Here is a 17528-nt window from a genome sequence, read left to right as displayed (position 1 = left end):
AATGTTAGTTATTGGAAATTGAAGGAAATTGTAATCGAATGGCACTTTGATTATATGTATTCAAAGTTTCAGCATATTGTTTTTTGATATCAATTGCTTGATTTAAAAAACTGATATACGTCCAATAACTCATATCTCCGTTAGCATAACTTTTTTGTGCTGTTGTAATAATTTGTTCTGCATAGTGCAAACCTTCTGTTTGGTAATAATGCAACTCTTTTTCCTGTTTTTCAAATTCATTTTGTAGTTCCTGCATTTGTAATTCCAGCGAAAATTGATTTTTCTCTAATTCCAGTTGTGATTGCGCAATACTTATCGAAGCTGCTTTGGCTTTAGCCGTATTTACACCTCCAAACAACGGAATTTGTAAACCAGCCGTAAATCCTTGAAACATAGATTTAGTATCGATGGTTTGAGCAAAATAACCTAAACCTAATTTTGGTGTACGTTGTGCTTTAAACGTATTGGCTTCTTTTTGGAAAACCGAAATTTGTTGCTGATAATAATCATTCATCAAACCTTCTACTTTCGATTTATTAGATTCCGTAAGAGAAGCAAATTGAAGCGGTGTAGTACTATCAGGGACAATGTTTTCTTTTGTTCGAACAAAAAACTGTAATTGCTTCTGATAAATAGCCAAATCGTATTCTAATTGTGCTTTTTGTGTCTCAATTTCTTTAGATTTAGCCTTTGCGCTAATAACTTCTATATTGCCACTTTCGCCTGTTTTAAAACGAAGTTCTGCATTTTTTAGGAACAAAGCATACACATTGAATAATTCAGTATTTAGTTTTTGAACAGAAACACCGTATAGATATTGATAATAGGCTAATGTTACTGCTTTTTCGATTTCATATTCGGATAAAGCTTTTTGTTTTTCGGCCAGTTTTACCAGTTCTTCCTGCAATTGTCGATTGGCTTTGGTAATTTTTCCGATAGGGAAATATTGCTGTACCGAAACATTATTATCATATGAAGCACTATTAAATTGCCCTCCTTGATATTCTACTTGCAAAGGGTCGGGTTGAAACGCTGTCTTTTTAAGCACCGTTTGTTTTTCTATCTCTTTATCAGCGATTTTTAAGTTAATACTATTAGTTTTTGCCATTTCGATTGCTTTATCCAAACCGATAGGTTGGTTGTTTTGTGCAAAAGAAAAGCTGCTAATAAGTAATAAAAGCACTGTTACTATAGGTTTTATCATCGTTGTTTTTCTTTTAATTTTCGTTTCGAATAATAAGTATAGTATCGGCAAAACAATAAGCGTAAGTAATGTAGCCGAGAATAAACCGCCTATTACAACAGTTGCAAGAGGTTTTTGTACTTCGGCACCGCCACTAGTAGATAATGCCATTGGTAAGAAACCTAAAGAGGCTACGGCTGCGGTCATTAAAACAGGACGTAATCTTGTTTTGGTTCCAATTAATACACGTTGTAAAGGATCTGTAATACCTTCGGCTTTAAGCTGGTTAAAGTAAGATATTAGTACAATTCCGTTTAATACTGCAATTCCAAATAAAGCAATAAAACCAATTCCTGCCGAAATACTAAACGGCATTCCACGCATCCACAATGCGAATACACCTCCAATTGCCGAAAGTGGAATTGCGGTAAATATCAAAGCGGCTTGTTTAGTGCTTTTAAAAGTGAAATAAAGTAATACCAAAATTAAACACAAAGCAATTGGTAAAGCAATAGAAAGACGCTTATTAGCTTCGATTAAGTTTTCAAATTGTCCTCCGTAAGTAACATAATATCCTGCAGGAAGTTTGAAATTGTTGTCCAGTTTTTGCTGAATTTCTTCTACAACACTTTTCACATCACGTCCGCGAACATTTAGTCCGATAGTTATTCTACGTTTACCGTCTTCACGAATTACCTGTACAGGACCTTGCTCATAATCGACAGTTGCAACTTGCGAAAGCGGTACTTGCTGACCATTTGGCAACGGAATAAATAAATTACTCACATCGTTAATGTCGTTACGATTGTCTTTGTTCATACGAACTACGATATCAAATCGTCTGTTTTCTTCATAGATTTTACCTGCAGCTTCTCCTGCAAACGAAGAACGAAGAATTTTATTTAAATCCTCGATATTCAAACCATACAAAGCAATTTTATCATAATCGTATTTAATGGTAATCTGAGGCAATCCACTTACTTTATCGGCTTTAAGGTCACCAATACCTTCAATTTTATTGATTTTTGAAATTAGCTCATTGGCTTTTCTTTCCAGAACATCCAGATTGTCTCCAAAAATTTTAATAGCAATATCACTTCGGCTACCTGTCATTAATTCGTTAAAACGCATTTGAATAGGCTGAGAAACTTCGATATTGGCTCCAGGAATTTTTTCCATTTCTTCCTTCATCATATGTGCAAGGTCTTGCCAATTATCTGCGCTCGTCCATTCTTTTTTGTCTTTTAGCACAATAATCAAATCTCCACTTTCTATAGGCATAGGGTCAGTTGGGATTTCGCCACTTCCTATCTTGGTTACAATGGTTTTAATCTCTGGAAATTTTGCTTTAAGCATTTTCTCATATTGCGTTGTTGTTTTTATCATTTGCGATAAAGAGCTTCCTGTCATGATCGTAGCATTAATAGCCAAATCTCCTTCTTCGATAGTAGGAATAAATTCTCCTCCCATGTTTTGAAACGTTACAAGTGCAAGAACAAATAATGTAACAGCAATACCCAAAACAGCTTTCTTAAAACGCAATGCTTTATCTAAGAATGGAGCATATATTTTTTCGAACCAAGCCATCATTCTGTCACTAAAGTTTGGTTTATGCTCAGTGTTTTTGGATAGAAACATGGCACTCATCATCGGGACATAAGTAAGCGATAATATAAATGCACCAATAACGGCAAAACCAACTGTCATTGCCATTGGTTTAAACATTTTTCCTTCGGTTCCAACCAAAGCTAATATTGGGAGATAAACAATCAGGATGATGATTTCTCCAAAAGCAGCACTATTTCTGATTTTTGAAGCCGAAGCATATACTTCTTCGTCCATTTCAGATTGAGTTAATTCTTTTTTCTTCTTGAGTTTTTGCAAATGATGCATCGTGGCTTCGACAATAATTACGGCACCATCGACAATAATTCCAAAGTCAATTGCTCCAAGACTCATTAAGTTTCCGCTTACGCCAAAGGCATTCATTAAGATTACAGCAAAAAGCATGGCTAGCGGAATCACAGAAGCAACAATTAGTCCGGCACGAAGGTTTCCTAAGAATAATATCAGTACAAAAATTACAATTAAAGCTCCTTCCAGTAAGTTCTTAGAAACAGTTCCTATTGCATTATCTACCAGTTTGCTTCGGTCAATAAATGCTTCGGCAACAACACCTTCGGGTAGCATCTTGTTTACCTCAATCATTTTTTCTTTTACACGCTCTACAACTGCTTTAGAGTTTTCCCCTTTTAGCATTAGCGTTAAACCACCTACAATTTCGCCTTTACCATCTTTGGTTGTAGCACCAAAACGAATGGCATTTCCTAATTGTACAGTGGCTACATCACGAACCAAAATAGGAGTAGCATTTCTGTTTTTAATAACAATGTTTCCTATATCTTTTATTCCAGATGCCATACCAACACCACGAATAAAATAAGCGAATTCATCTTTTTCGATATAAGCACCACCAGTATTTTGGTTGTTTTTTTCTAGTGCATCAAAAATTTCGGTAATCGTAACTCCGGCACTATTTAATCGGTTTGGGTCAACAGCAATTTCGTATTGTTTTACGCTTCCTCCCCAAGTACTTACTTCGGCAACACCTTTTACGCCTTGTAATTGTGGTACAATAATCCAATCCTGAATCGTTCTTAAACTGGTAGCATTGTATTTATCTTCGTAGCCTTTTTTGGCATAAACATCATATTGATAAATTTCGCCAAGACCTGTTGTAATTGGAGCCAATTCTGGCGTTCCGGCATATTTAGGGATGTTTTCTTCGGCTTGTTTTAATCTCTGGAATACTTGTTCACGTGCCCAATAGGTATCGGCATTTTCTTCAAAAACAACAGTAACAACCGATAATCCGAAACGAGAAATACTTCTAAGTTCAATTACTTTCGGAATTGTTTTTAGAGATTGTTCTATCGGATAGGTTATTAATTGTTCTACTTCCTGACTCGCAAGAGTAGGAGCGGTAGTAATAATTTGCACCTGATTATTTGTAATATCAGGAAGCGCATCGAGCGGTAAATTTTTAAGTGAAAAACTTCCCCAGGCTATAAGAACCAAGGTTAGTAATAGTATAATGAATTTATTCTTTATACTAAATTGTATAATCTTATCTAACATTTTCAGGATATAATGAATGAGAAATCAGGACGAGAAATCGCCTGTTTTTTTGTGGTACACCACAACACATTTACCCGTATCCCGAAGCGTCGGGGCGGGCTACATTATACTATTTGGGGTGGTTGCCAAATACTTCCGTAGAAATTGGAAGCAAGAATTGAATGGTAAGATGATAAAGGCTTTTTAATAAGAGCTGTCTCTTCGTTAAAAATCCATGTAATGGCAGGAGCTGCAGTTAAAACTTGAGCTGCGCAACAATTACAACTACAGAAAGGAGCGCAAAGGTCCAATCCTTTTGTGTGAGATTGATGACCATTATCTTTACTTACTATTTCGCTTGTATGCGATTTAGTTTCGCTTTCCAGCGTATCTGCACAAGGCAAGCACGATAGCACGATTAAATAAACTGATAATATGATGTTAATCCATTTCACGGCAGTAAAATTACAGATAAAAGTCTGATATTTTAAAAAATATTTATGTTTTTTAGCAGAATAATAACATAGTTTTAGTGTAAAACCTTGAGTTATAAGTAAGGTCTTGTTCAGGAAATACCTATTTTTTTACCTAAATTTTAAAAAAAAACGAACCATATAAGTTATGTAAGTTCATTTAAGGAAAACTTATATTTCCTTATATCACTTATATGGTTTTTAAAGAAACAACTGTTTTATTCTTAGTATTAAATCAATTCGAAATCCAGTAATTCGCTTTCAGTGCCATTAATTATTATCGATAATTGATGTTTTCCTAAATGAAATACACGTGTTGTGATTACCTTAAATGATTGGTTTCTTTTAATCTTAACTAATTGATTTGGCTGATAAATACGCTCACTAATTTTGAATACTTTTTTAGCCAGATGCCCTTTTGATTTCTGATAATAAACGGCATATTCTAATCGAATAGTTTTGCTTACAGAGTTCGCATTATTCAATGAAAACTGAAATTCTAAGTATTCACCAATTTTTACTTTTGGAGTACCAATTTCAAATTCTGATAATAGGATATTAGTGCTCTCTAAGCCATAATGTTTCAGGATATCTACATTACCTTGTTTTAGTAAAGTGCGAGAACCGTGTTTGATAATAGCATCGGTTTCTGGGCTTATATTTTGCCATTTGGCAACAATATCAAGCACAATTTCGGGATTGTCTTTTACAATGTCGTTGAGGTTGTTGGCAACGCTTCGACGAACATATTCGGACGAGTCAGTTTTTAAATTTTCTAATATTGGTAAAATTGGCGTAGGGTCTTTCTTTAAGGCAGGAATTGCCATTGCCCAAGGTAATCGAGAACGAGAACCTTCACTAGCCAAGCGTCTTACATGGTGATTTTCATGCAAAGACCATTTTATCATTTCATCAATCATATCCTGATGGTATTTAATAATAAATGGGCGTACGGCAAACTCGCAACTTATAAATTGCGTAATCATTACAAAAGCTTTTGCGCTTGTTTTAAAATCATCAATACCGTATTTCTCTATATAATCAGCAAAAAAGATAAAAGCCAGATTACCATCAGTAAATTTGTTTTTCTTTAAATTCTCGATAATATTCTCAATTGTTAAAACTGCTTTTCCAAAGTCTTTAGGCATAAATTCATGTAAGACAATTGTAGTATGCTGCATGCGATCTTTCCATTCTTTATTGACAAAATCAGCATCAAAAATCAAATTCATAAATTGTTGTTTGTCAAAGTCAGGAATGACTTTAGCTACACAATCAGTAAAATTTTCGTAAAAAGCAATCGAGTAAATATCTTTAATTAATCCCATTTGATAGTAAATTGAAGTTCAAAGATATTTAATAGAGAGCATACAAAAAATAAAAAAGCGAACCATTTTAAACCATATTTCTTAATGATGAAAAGAAGATATGAGTAATAATGTTTAAACCATTAAGGCATTAAGTTTCATAAAGTGTAAAGCTTAATCTTTCTTAATTTCTTAATGGTAAATAGAAGATAATCTTAATACCTTAATGGTAAAAAAAAATATTATTTAGGTAAATAAGATAAATCTTTAGCAATGTCTAAATAAAATTTATTTAGCCAAGTACTAGTTGATTGTATATAATCTGGAGCTACAACACTTAAGTGATCTTGCCCTTTAATAGTAGGATGTACATCCCAAACACCTTTTGGCGCCAACTTTCTGTTAAGCGGATCCATTAATACATAATCATGCCCAATAGGATATTGACTTGAAACTACACTTACTAGTCCATCATTTGGTCTCCAATTTAAGAAGCCAAGAGGTAAGCTTGCTGTAGTTCGGCCTATATTAGCAGCTTCAAGTTTAAACAAAAGACTCATAGTAGAGGCAGGTGACCAAGTTCCATTAGTTTGCTCAACCATGTCATTAAATGTATACGATGCATAATAAACATTTGGCGAACTCTTAACCCATTCGTTTTGTACCTGCATTGCTTTTACACTCAAGTCATACATACAATTATCTTGCGAATTCCAAAAACGAGCCGATGATGGAGCGCCAGAAGATGTTTTGTCAAATATCCTGTCAAAATATGCCTTTACAGTTTCATTTTTTTGACGTTGTAATCCCCATTGACCAAGGTCAAAATTGTAAAATGTATTTTGCTCTAGTCCAATTCCTCCTATAGCGCCCATTCCAAGTACCATTTTCATAAGATCCTCTCTAAAATAACCAGAATCTACAGTTAAAGCACCATTTTGTACACCAGCAATTGAGGTAAGACTTGCTACCCAATTTTTTTTGTTTCCTTTAAATAAGTCCGAAGTCGGAGCTTCTTGACCACTAGAAACATAAGCTTTTTCTGCTGCATCGCCATTTTCTAACAGCTGAATTAAAAATCTTGGAGACGCACCACCTAAACTATGACCTACAAGATGTACTTTATTAGTAGCACTCCATTGTTTGTAAAATCCAGGATAAGTATCGCCATAACGGTTATGTCCATGTTTTAGAGCATGCGCAGCACCATAATCGACTCTTCCGCCTACAATATTATAGTAAAGCTCAACAGCACGATCCCAATTACTAGATATTGGCCCTACCGATGCCGTAAAAGTTTTATATCCGTAAAGGTTTAAATAGGTTTGAGTATCTCCAAGTCCGCCCCAATAACGATAACCAAGCATTTCATCGCGTCCCCAGCCGCACATTCCGTGTACCAGTACGATAGGATAATTATTTTGTCGTTTGTTAGGATAAGCATCGAGACTGTTTGTCGTTACTTGTTTTGCAGTAAGAGATTTAGTGGTTGCGGTTGTAGCTGCCGAAGTCAAATCTTCTTTTTCACACGAAGTAATAATTGTTATGCAGAAGAGTAAGAGAATAATTTTTTTCATAAATAAGAATTTAATTTTTTTTTAAATTGAGTGTCATAAATTAGGATGAGTACTTTAAAAATGCACCAGTAATTTTTTTTTGTACTAATAAATCAGACTTATTTAGTATTTTAATAGTAAGATTATATTTACATTGCGAATTTGTTTAAAAACGCAAAGACTATCTACTACTAAAAGTTTTTAAAAAAGTATTTTAAGACATTTTTTATTTCTGATGTTCAGAGAATCAGAGGATTCAGTGTTGTGAAACTCATGGAGATTATTCCGAAATTTCGGGGCTGAGATTGTATACTTGCACTAAAGACTTTTTCTGGCAGATATTAATAAAATATGTGTTTTAAATTTTCAAATCGTCTAAATTTTCAAATCCACAAAATATATCCTACTTTAGCATTCTATTAAAATTCATACAAAATGATTAACGAAGTACAATTTCAGAACGAGTTACAATTGCTTATTTTTAATGCAATTCGCGAAGATGTAGGGACAGGAGATTATAGTTCTTTGGCTTGTATTCCTGCAGATGCACAAGGAAAAGCCAAATTATTGGTAAAAGAAGATGGAATAATTGCAGGAGTTGCTTTTGCTAAAATGATTTTTAATTATGTTGACCCAAGTTTAAAAGTCGAGACATTCATCGAAGACGGAACTCCGGTTAAATACGGAGATATCGTACTGCATGTTACAGGTAGTTCACAATCGATTTTAAAATCGGAGCGTGTTGTGCTTAACTCCATGCAACGTATGTCGGCAATAGCTACTAAAACAAACCAATACGTACAACTTTTAAAAGGTACAAATGCCAAGATATTAGACACCCGTAAAACGACACCAAATTTTCGTGTTGCCGAGAAATGGGCAGTAAAAATAGGAGGTGGCGAAAATCATCGATTTGCACTTTATGATATGGTAATGCTTAAGGATAATCATATCGATTTTGCTGGCGGTATAACTTTGGCTATAGCCAAAACCCAAGCCTATCTTAAAGAAAACAATCTTGATTTAAAGATAATTGTCGAAGCTAGAAGTCTTGATGAAATTAGAGAAATTCTACAAAGTGATGGTGTTTTTCGTATTTTAATAGATAATTTTAATTATGAAGATACTAAAAAAGCGGTTGAATTAATCGGTGATAAATGCCAAACAGAATCTTCAGGTAATATTAACGAAAAAACAATTCGTGAATATGCTTTATGTGGAGTCGATTATATTTCTTCGGGCGCATTAACGCATTCAGTTTATAATATGGATTTGAGTTTAAAAGCATTTTAGTTTAAGTTTTAATTATGACTTACGACTTGTGAGTTAGAATTGTAATCTAAACTCAAAAATCTAAAATTTAAAAAGTATGTCTGTAGAAATAGAAGAGCGACTTGATAAAGTTCCTGTAGTACGCTATCTGGTTCGTCTCTTAAAGAATATAAAACTGCCATGGCTCGAAGGATTTTCATTGTATGATTTACTCGAATTATATACTATTGGAATCATCGAAGGAGCATTCTCATACCATGCAAGTGCTGTTTCTTTTAGTTTTTTTATGGCATTATTCCCGTTTGCGCTGTTTATACTTAACTTAATTCCGTTTATTCCGATTGATGGATTTCAACAAGATTTTTTGCAGTTTGTACAGCAAGGAGTTCCGCCAAATACGTATGATGCAATTAGCAAAATTATTAGCGATATTTTAAATAATAGTCATTCAGGCTTATTATCATCGGGGTTTTTACTTTCCATTTTTTTAATGGGAAATGGGATTAACGGGATCCTTAGTGGTTTCGAATCATCAAAGCATGTCTTTGATAAACGAGGTTTTTTTCGACAATATTTAGTAGCCTTAGCAATATCGCTTGTCATGACAATTATATTGTTTGTAACCGTTGCTACAATTGTTGTTTTTGAGGTATTTATCCAAAAAACAACAATTCAGGATGTTCTAAGCGATAGGATTCCTCTTATTATCATGGGGCGTTACTTATTTGTAATCTTAATGATTTTGATAACATCCTCTATATTATTGCGTTATGGTACCAAGCAGTATAATAAAGTGCCGTTTATAAGTATTGGTTCCGTATTTACAACAATCCTAATTGTTATATCTTCATACTTTTTTGGGATTTGGGTTATAAAATTCTCAAAATACAATGAACTTTATGGCTCAATTGGTACATTATTAATTCTAATGTTTTACATTTGGATAAACTGTATGATTTTGCTTTTGGGTTTCGAACTAAATGCCACAATCAGAAAATTAAGACAAAAAAATAATAATAACATTTAGAAGCTATTCCTGCTTTCCGCTATATCTTTATCCCTAAAAGAATCGGGATAAAGGATGTCGCTGTAATCAGGGCTAAAAAACAAACATCATGAAAAACTGGATCTTAACAATGGGCTTATTATTTGTAGTAATAGGCAACGTACAAAGTCAAACTGTAATCGGAAAATGGAAAACTATTGATGATCAAACAGGAGAAGCAAAATCGATTGTAGAAGTGTATGAACAATCAGGTAAAATTTATGGTAAAGTAGTTGAGATTCTTCGTGAAGATCACAAAAAAGATGTGTGTACTTCGTGCTCGGGAGCGCTTAAAAACAAGCCTATCTTAGGAATGGTAATCATAAATGGTTTAAAAAAAGATGGTGATGAGTACAACGGAGGAACAATTTTAGATCCAACAAACGGTAAAGTGTACAAATGTTATATTACATTAGACTCTGCAAATAAATTGAAATTACGCGGATTTATTGGATTTTCTCTTTTAGGAAAAACACAATATTGGGTAAGAGTTAAATAAACTTAATTGAGTTATAAAAAAATGCGAAATAAATTAATGATATTATTTTTGCTCATAGGATTTACAAAATCTTTTGGACAAACAGAAAATAATAAATTACAAATAAGTCATCTTACAGGTGACTTTTATGTTTATAAAACTTTTCACGATTACAAAGGAACCCTGATTTCTGCCAACTCCATGTATCTGCTTACGGATAAAGGTGTTGTGTTATTTGATGCCCCTTGGGACGAAGCACAATTTCAGCCATTGCTAGATAGCATAAAAGCCAGGCATCATAAAGATGTTGTTATGCATATTGCAACACATTCGCACGAGGATAGAGCAGGAGGCTTGGGATTTTATAAGCAAAAAGGTATAAAAACATATACTATAAAACTAACCGATCAGATTCTTGAAAAAGAAGGTAAAAAAAGGGCTGAGTTTGTAATACCAAACGATACTACATTTACAGTTGGGCAGCACCGTTTCGAGGTTTTTTATCCAGGTAAAGGACATGCGCCAGATAATGTTGTAGTTTGGTTTAATAAAGAAAAAATACTGTACGGAGGATGTTTTGTAAAAAGTACCGATGCAAGAGATTTAGGTTACTTAGGAGATTCTGATGTAAAAGAATGGGAGCAATCTATTAAAAAAGTTCAGGCAAAATTCAAAAAACCAGTATATATCATCACAGGACATGATGATTGGAAAGATCTCCAATCTCTTAACCATACCTTAAAAATGGTAAGAGAATATAATGCAGCAAAAGCTTCTGGGAGTTCAGATAAAAAGTAAATTTGCTTTAAAATTAAAAACTAAATAATAGTATTTCAAATACTATTATTTTAAATCATACATATCTTTAAAATGCATTTTGTAGAAGTCATTTTACCACTTTCATTAGCCAAAACGTTTACGTACCGTATTTCCGAAGCAGAGTTTAATTTTATTCAGAAAGGGATGCGTGTTGCTGTGCCTTTTGGTAAAAGCAAAATGTACACCGCATTAGTTCTGGATATACATCAAGATGAACCAACGCTGTATGAAGCTAAAGAAATTCATCAAATTCTGGATGAAAAACCAATCGCTACCGAAATTCAAATAGCGCATTGGCTTTGGATTGCTTCCTATTATATGTGTGCTATTGGCGATGTATATCGTGGTGCATTCCCAAGCGGATTATTGCTAGAGAGTGAAACAGTAATTTCGCATAAAGCAGATGTTTTTATAGATCAAACTGTTTTAACAGACGAAGAGTATTTGGTTTACGAAGCATTGCAACAACAGAGTTCGCTTAAGGTTCAGGATATCGTTTCGATTTTAAATAAAAAGAATATTTTTCCTATTCTTCAAAAATTAATAGATAAAGATATTGTTGTACTCCAGCAGGAGATACAAGAAAGTTACAAGCCAAAATTGGTTCGTTATGTTAAGTTACATAGCAAGTACGATTCCAATCAAGGGTTAAGTGAGTTGCTAGACGTGCTTAAAAATGCTGCCAAACAAAAAGAAATTGTTATGGCATATTTTCAGTTAAGTGCGGCCGAAAAGAAACCAATAACAGTTAAGAAATTGGTAGAAGCCTCACAATCATCATCGGCAGTTGTAAAAGCCTTAATTGAAAAAGAAATCTTTGAAGAGTATTTTTTACAACAAGACCGAATTAATTTTACAGGAAAAAGTACCGAAAAAGAACTACAGTTAAGTTTGGTTCAGCAAACAGCTTTTGAGGAAATTAAAACTAGTTTTATCGAAAAAGAAGTTTGTTTACTTCATGGAGTAACTTCCAGTGGTAAGACCGAAATTTATATAAAACTTATAGAAGAGTATTTGGCAACAGGAAGACAGGTTTTATACTTGTTGCCCGAAATTGCACTTACGACACAATTAGTAAGCAGATTACGAATTCATTTTGGAAATAAAGTAGCTGTTTTTCATTCTAAATATAGCAATAACGAGCGTGTTGAGGTTTGGAATCAGACTTTAGGGAATGCCGAAAATGCGCAAATAGTAATAGGAGCAAGGTCGGCTTTGTTCTTGCCATTTGCAGATTTAGGATTATTGATTGTTGATGAAGAGCATGAACAAACTTTTAAACAAGTAGATCCTGCCCCGCGTTATCATGCACGTGATGCAGCAATTGTTCTGGCAAACTTTCATAAAGCAAAAGTCCTTTTAGGTTCGGCTACGCCAAGTTTAGAAACTTATTTTAATGCACAATCACAAAAATTCGGGCTAGTAACAGTTACAGAGCGTTATAACAATGTTCGGATGCCGGATATAGCCTTGGTCGATTTAAAGGATAAGTATTTTAGAAAACGCATGACGGGACATTTTAGCGATGTTTTAACCGAAGCAATTTCTGAAGCGATAAGTTTAGGCGAGCAAGTTATATTGTTTCAAAACAGACGTGGATATTCACCTATTATAGAATGTATTACTTGTGGGCATGTTCCGCAATGCCAGCAATGCGATGTAAGTCTTACTTATCATAAACATAAAAACCAATTGCGATGCCATTATTGTGGTTATAGCATGGCAAAACCAACAAATTGCCATAGTTGTTCTAGTATTGATTTAACGACCAAAGGTTTTGGTACAGAGCAAATAGAGCAGGAGTTGATTGCGCTTTTCCCAAATGCCAAAACAGGCAGAATGGATCAGGACACAACTCGAGGCAAGTTTGGGTTTGAGAAAATTATAGATAGTTTTAAAAATCGGGAAATAGATATTTTGGTAGGAACACAAATGCTTGCCAAAGGATTAGATTTTGATAATGTGAGTTTGGTAGGGATAATGAATGCTGATAATATGTTGTTTCACCCTGATTTTCGTGCTTTCGAAAGAAGTTTTCAAATGATGATGCAAGTTTCAGGACGTGCAGGACGCTCAGAGAAACAAGGTAAGGTTGTAATCCAGACCTATAACCCAAATCATAATACAATTCAGCAAGTAACCAATAATGATTATGCCGGGATGTACAAAGAGCAATTGTATGACAGGCAAATTTATAAATACCCTCCTTATTTCCGACTGGTTAAATTAACGCTTAAACACCGTGATTTTGATAAGCTAAAAGAAGGTTCTATATGGTTGTATCAGGTTTTGAGTCAGAATTTGAATATGCCAGTTTTAGGTCCGGAAGAACCTGTTATTAGCAGAATAAGAAATGAATATATACGAACGATTTTAATTAAGATTCCGCAGAATGTGCCGTTGGGAGGTACAAAAAAAACTATTCAGAAAATACTGAATAGTTTTGAGGCTGTTGCGCAATATAGAGCGATAAGGGTGGTAACAAATGTCGACTTTTATTAAACGTTTTAATGTGTTATAGATAAAGCCCGAACGAGGTCTTCTTTTTTGTTTCGACTTAACGGAATTTTTGTGATTCCGATTTCGGCAAATTTGCTATTAAAACGTTCTACTTTGTCGATATTGATGATATACGATTTATGTACTCGAATAAATTTTTCTTTTGATAAATCATTTTCAAAAGACTTCATTGTCGAAAGTACAAGATTACTATCATCTTCTGTAACAACTCTTACATAATCACCAAAAGCTTCAATCCACTTAATTTTTGCAGTGAAAATTTTAAGTTTTTTTAGATTACTTTTGATAAAAATATGTTCTCCTTCATCTTCTTTTACATCTGTACGTAAGGCATATAGGTCTAGTGCTCTTTTTACAGAAGCATTAAAACGATCTATTGCTATTGGTTTTTGTAGATAATCGGTGGCGTCATAATCAAACGCCTTTAAAGCATATTCTGCTTTAGACGTAATGAAGATAATTTGAGGTTTTGTTTTTAGACCATCTAAAAAATCAAAACCATTTATAACGGGCATTTCGATATCTAAAAATATCAAATCAATATTATTTAAAGAGATACAACTTCTAGCTTCAATCGCATTAGAAAAATCTCCTATTAAGTGTAAATTCGGATGATTATTGACTAATTTTGAGATAATAGTTCTTTGGATAGAACTATCGTCTACTACAACACAATTTAGTTTCATAACATTTAAATTTAGGGAATGTAATAGTAAATATAGATTTATTTTTAATAAAAAACTAGATTTAGAGCTTATTTTTTGTCATACGTCGAATAAAAGCAAAAAAGTGTTGGATATATAAAATAAATGGTTACTTTTGCACCCAATTTTAACAAATAAATATTGTATTTATGAATCATTATGAAACTGTTTTCATTTTAAATCCCGTTTTATCTGAGGTTCAGGTGAAGGAAACAGTAACGAAATTTGAAGAATTTCTTACTAGTAGAGGAGCTGAAATGGTATCAAAAGAGGATTGGGGTCTGAAAAAAATGGCTTACGAAATCCAAAACAAAAAAAGTGGTTTTTATCACTTATTTGAGTTCAAAGTAGCAGGAGAAGTTCTTATTGCTTTTGAAACTGAATTTAGACGTGACGAGAGAGTTATGCGTTTCTTAACTGTAAGTTTAGATAAACACGCTATTTCTTGGGCTGAGAGAAGAAGAACAAAATTAAAATCTACAAAAGCTTAATTATTATGTCTACAATAGAGCAATCAGCAAAAGGAAAAAAAGACGGAGATATCAGATATTTAACGCCTTTAAACATAGAAACTAACAAAACTAAAAAGTATTGTCGTTTCAAAAAATCTGGAATCAAATATATCGATTATAAAGATGCAGATTTTTTATTGAAATTCGTTAATGAGCAAGGAAAAATTCTTCCTCGTCGTTTAACAGGAACTTCATTAAAATACCAAAGAAAAGTGTCTGTAGCTGTTAAGAGAGCACGTCACTTAGCTTTAATGCCATACGTGGCCGATTTATTAAAATAATATTAAACAACAGTTGTTGGTTTCCGGTAAGATGGAACCTAACTTCTCAAATATAAGGACAACAACATGGAACTTATTTTAAAACAAGACGTACAGAATCTAGGATTTAAAGATGATGTAGTATCTGTAAAAGCTGGTTACGGTCGTAACTTTTTAATTCCTCAAGGTTTTGCTAATTTAGCAACTCCTTCTGCAAAAAAAGTATTGGCTGAAAACCTAAAACAAAGAGCACACAAAGAGGCTAAAATTGTTGATGACGCTAAGAAAATAGCTGAAGCATTGAAAGCACTTGAAATTAAAATTTTCGCAAAAGCTGGTGGAGAGAAACTTTTTGGTTCTATCACTAACATAGATATTGCTGAAGCTTTAGAAAAAGCTGGTAACTCTATCGAAAGAAAATTTATTACTAGCGGTATCGTAAAACGTACTGGTAAATATGCTGCAAGCATTAGATTACACAGAGATGTTGTAGTTGAATTACCTTACGAAATTGTTGCTGAAAAGTAATAGTTTTAATTTATAATATGAAATCCCGATGTAAATCGGGATTTTTTTGTTTAAAAGAGATAATAATTAATTAGACTTAAAGTTATTTGCACAAAGCATCTTGCTTAAAGCTTATAGCGTAAGGCATAAAGCCTAAAAAAAAATGAAATACGCAAGATTAACAAAAGAACAATTTGATGAATTACATGCCGAATTTGCTAACTTTTTAGGAACGCAAGCAATTGATAAGGCAGAGTGGGATTCGATCAAAATAAACAAGCCTGAGGTAGCTGAGCAAGAGCTAGATGTATTCTCTGATTTAATTTGGGAAGGCGTTCTCTCAAGAGCCGAATTTTTAGAACATTTTTCTAAGAATCATATTTTCTTATTTCAATGTTTTGATACACATGTGCAATCAATAGTTTTGAAATCCTTAGTTCCAGAAACTGATTTCCTGACTAAAGAAGGTTTACAATGGCTTAGTGACAATATGTTTACTGAAACTATCGAAATGAAAGTTGGTAAAAAAGTTTTTACCGATGATCGTAATACTTCAATTTTTGAATTAATTCAACAAGGAGCATTCTTGAGCGATGGTCAATTGTTTAAGCAAATAAATACGATTATCGAATCGTAATCGCTTTGATTGATTACCATTAAATAAATCTGGATTGAATTAAATTCTAATCAGTATATTCTTTACTGCCCAGATTTCCTTAATATCTTCAGAGTCGATAGTAGTGTTTTTAAAGAAAGCATTATCATTGCTTAAAGTAAAGTTTTTTTCTAAAGGGCTATCATTACTTATTCGATTAATGATTAGCCCTTTAGTTTTACTTATTATTACTACAATCGCATTTTCTTCTATCGTATTTATATCTGCAATTTCACAAACTACAAATGAATTTGCGTTTATAATAGGTTTCATATTATTACCAACTACTTCAAAAGCTCTTGAAATTTTGCTTTGGATAAACGGAAAATGATATTTGGGTAAAGTGTTTAATAAATCTTCATTTCCAAGACAATATTCAAACTGAATCTCTCTTTTAATTAAAGGGGTATTGTTTAATATTATATTGTTAGTTTTTTCGTTGTGGCTTTTTTCTGAAAGTATTTTATTTAAGTCAATTTCATGAACATTGCAAATTGAGATTATTGCACTAAAATCCAAAGTATCCCTTTTCTTCCATGTAGAGATAGTGTTTGGTTTGATATTCAATAATTTAGATAACTCGATGTCGGTGTTTATATGTAAAGCTTTTTTTAATCGTTTTAGGATTAAATTCGCATTTAGTGATTTTTTTACTTGCATATTCGAAAAAATATTTTTACATTTATGAAATATTAATCATTAAACGATTGTTAATTAATATTAAGACTGTTAAAGAAATAGTCAAAAAACGTTAATTACTCTCATCTTTTAAGTTAATATCTTAAAATTTGAATTATTGCCCAAAATCGCACAACACCGAAAGTCAGATATAAATCTGATTAAGTATAGATAGGTTATATATTTATATAGAATCGGGGAATTCTAATGAAATGGAGAGCAATATATAAAAAAAAATGATTATTTATTATTATTCTAATTTGTTTTCTGTAATAAAATAATATAATACCACATAATAGCATGAAGGCTTTTTAAAAAAAGCTCTTTAAATAAATAAAATTTTTGTACGATTTTTTGTCAATTATTATTTAACCTGGATGCTTATGGAATTTATAATTACTTTTTTCAGAAGAAATGAATTCTTCTTTTCTTTATTTTTTAC

Annotated in this window: 15 protein-coding genes; 9 read left to right on the top strand and 6 right to left on the bottom strand. The window is 32.9% G+C overall.

Annotation, left to right across the window (positions count from 1 at the left end; all coding sequences use genetic code 11):
* Positions 1-4 precede the first annotated feature (4 nt).
* The 4 genes from AC3IPI_RS21060 to AC3IPI_RS21045 all read right to left on the bottom strand — a co-directional run bounded on the left by AC3IPI_RS21060 (position 5) and on the right by AC3IPI_RS21045 (position 7657).
* A complete protein-coding gene (locus AC3IPI_RS21060; RefSeq protein WP_489155500.1) occupies positions 5-4321 on the bottom strand; it encodes a CusA/CzcA family heavy metal efflux RND transporter in 4317 nt (1438 codons plus the stop codon).
* Positions 4322-4425: 104 nt separating this feature from the next.
* Complete coding sequence (locus tag AC3IPI_RS21055; protein ID WP_323489246.1) at positions 4426-4755, bottom strand: DUF6660 family protein; 330 nt, start codon at positions 4753-4755, stop codon at positions 4426-4428.
* A gap of 248 nt (positions 4756-5003) precedes the next feature.
* Positions 5004-6101 carry a DNA alkylation repair protein gene (locus AC3IPI_RS21050; protein ID WP_489155498.1) on the bottom strand — a complete coding sequence of 366 codons (1098 nt, stop codon included), beginning with the start codon at positions 6099-6101 and terminating at the stop codon, positions 5004-5006.
* A gap of 221 nt (positions 6102-6322) precedes the next feature.
* Complete coding sequence (locus AC3IPI_RS21045; RefSeq protein ID WP_489155496.1) at positions 6323-7657, bottom strand: esterase/lipase family protein; 1335 nt, start codon at positions 7655-7657, stop codon at positions 6323-6325.
* Positions 7658-8071: 414 nt separating this feature from the next.
* On the opposite strand from AC3IPI_RS21045, the gene nadC reads away from it, so the two are divergent.
* From nadC to priA, 5 genes are all read left to right on the top strand, one after another.
* Entirely contained in the window at positions 8072-8929 is an 858-nt protein-coding gene (gene nadC, locus AC3IPI_RS21040) for a carboxylating nicotinate-nucleotide diphosphorylase (protein ID WP_039114538.1), read from the top strand.
* A 76-nt stretch (positions 8930-9005) separates the two neighbouring features.
* The gene (locus AC3IPI_RS21035; protein ID WP_039114536.1) at positions 9006-9935 is read left to right on the top strand and encodes a YihY/virulence factor BrkB family protein; all 930 of its coding nucleotides are present in this window, start codon (positions 9006-9008) and stop codon (positions 9933-9935) included.
* A gap of 88 nt (positions 9936-10023) precedes the next feature.
* Positions 10024-10452 carry a DUF2147 domain-containing protein gene (locus tag AC3IPI_RS21030; protein WP_039114535.1) on the top strand — a complete coding sequence of 143 codons (429 nt, stop codon included), beginning with the start codon at positions 10024-10026 and terminating at the stop codon, positions 10450-10452.
* 21 nt (positions 10453-10473) lie between these two features.
* Entirely contained in the window at positions 10474-11229 is a 756-nt protein-coding gene (gene bla-B1-FLAV / locus AC3IPI_RS21025) for a subclass B1 metallo-beta-lactamase (RefSeq protein ID WP_489155493.1), read from the top strand.
* 72 nt (positions 11230-11301) lie between these two features.
* The gene (priA, locus tag AC3IPI_RS21020) at positions 11302-13752 is read left to right on the top strand and encodes a replication restart helicase PriA (RefSeq protein ID WP_489155491.1); all 2451 of its coding nucleotides are present in this window, start codon (positions 11302-11304) and stop codon (positions 13750-13752) included.
* 5 nt (positions 13753-13757) lie between these two features.
* Here priA and AC3IPI_RS21015 read toward each other — a convergent pair whose 3' ends face one another.
* A complete protein-coding gene (locus AC3IPI_RS21015) occupies positions 13758-14456 on the bottom strand; it encodes a LytR/AlgR family response regulator transcription factor (protein WP_035628734.1) in 699 nt (232 codons plus the stop codon).
* 167 nt (positions 14457-14623) lie between these two features.
* Between AC3IPI_RS21015 and rpsF the strand changes: the two genes are divergently transcribed.
* The 4 genes from rpsF to AC3IPI_RS20995 all read left to right on the top strand — a co-directional run bounded on the left by rpsF (position 14624) and on the right by AC3IPI_RS20995 (position 16390).
* Complete coding sequence (gene rpsF / locus AC3IPI_RS21010; protein ID WP_035628733.1) at positions 14624-14965, top strand: 30S ribosomal protein S6; 342 nt, start codon at positions 14624-14626, stop codon at positions 14963-14965.
* 5 nt (positions 14966-14970) lie between these two features.
* Positions 14971-15267, top strand: a complete 297-nt coding sequence (gene rpsR, locus AC3IPI_RS21005; protein ID WP_002987043.1) for a 30S ribosomal protein S18 — start codon at positions 14971-14973, stop codon at positions 15265-15267.
* A 66-nt stretch (positions 15268-15333) separates the two neighbouring features.
* A complete protein-coding gene (gene rplI / locus AC3IPI_RS21000; protein ID WP_039117655.1) occupies positions 15334-15774 on the top strand; it encodes a 50S ribosomal protein L9 in 441 nt (146 codons plus the stop codon).
* A gap of 142 nt (positions 15775-15916) precedes the next feature.
* Positions 15917-16390, top strand: coding sequence for a DUF6495 family protein (locus AC3IPI_RS20995; protein WP_039114526.1), 474 nt, complete (start codon positions 15917-15919; stop codon positions 16388-16390).
* Between the two features lie 39 nt (positions 16391-16429).
* Here the strand turns inward: AC3IPI_RS20995 and AC3IPI_RS20990 are convergent, their stop codons facing one another.
* Complete coding sequence (locus AC3IPI_RS20990; RefSeq protein ID WP_052259481.1) at positions 16430-17068, bottom strand: LexA family transcriptional regulator; 639 nt, start codon at positions 17066-17068, stop codon at positions 16430-16432.
* Positions 17069-17528 lie beyond the last annotated feature (460 nt).

This window comes from Flavobacterium sp. GL_143 (genome assembly GCF_057834355.1).
This window is presented reverse-complemented; position numbering and strand designations above follow the sequence as displayed.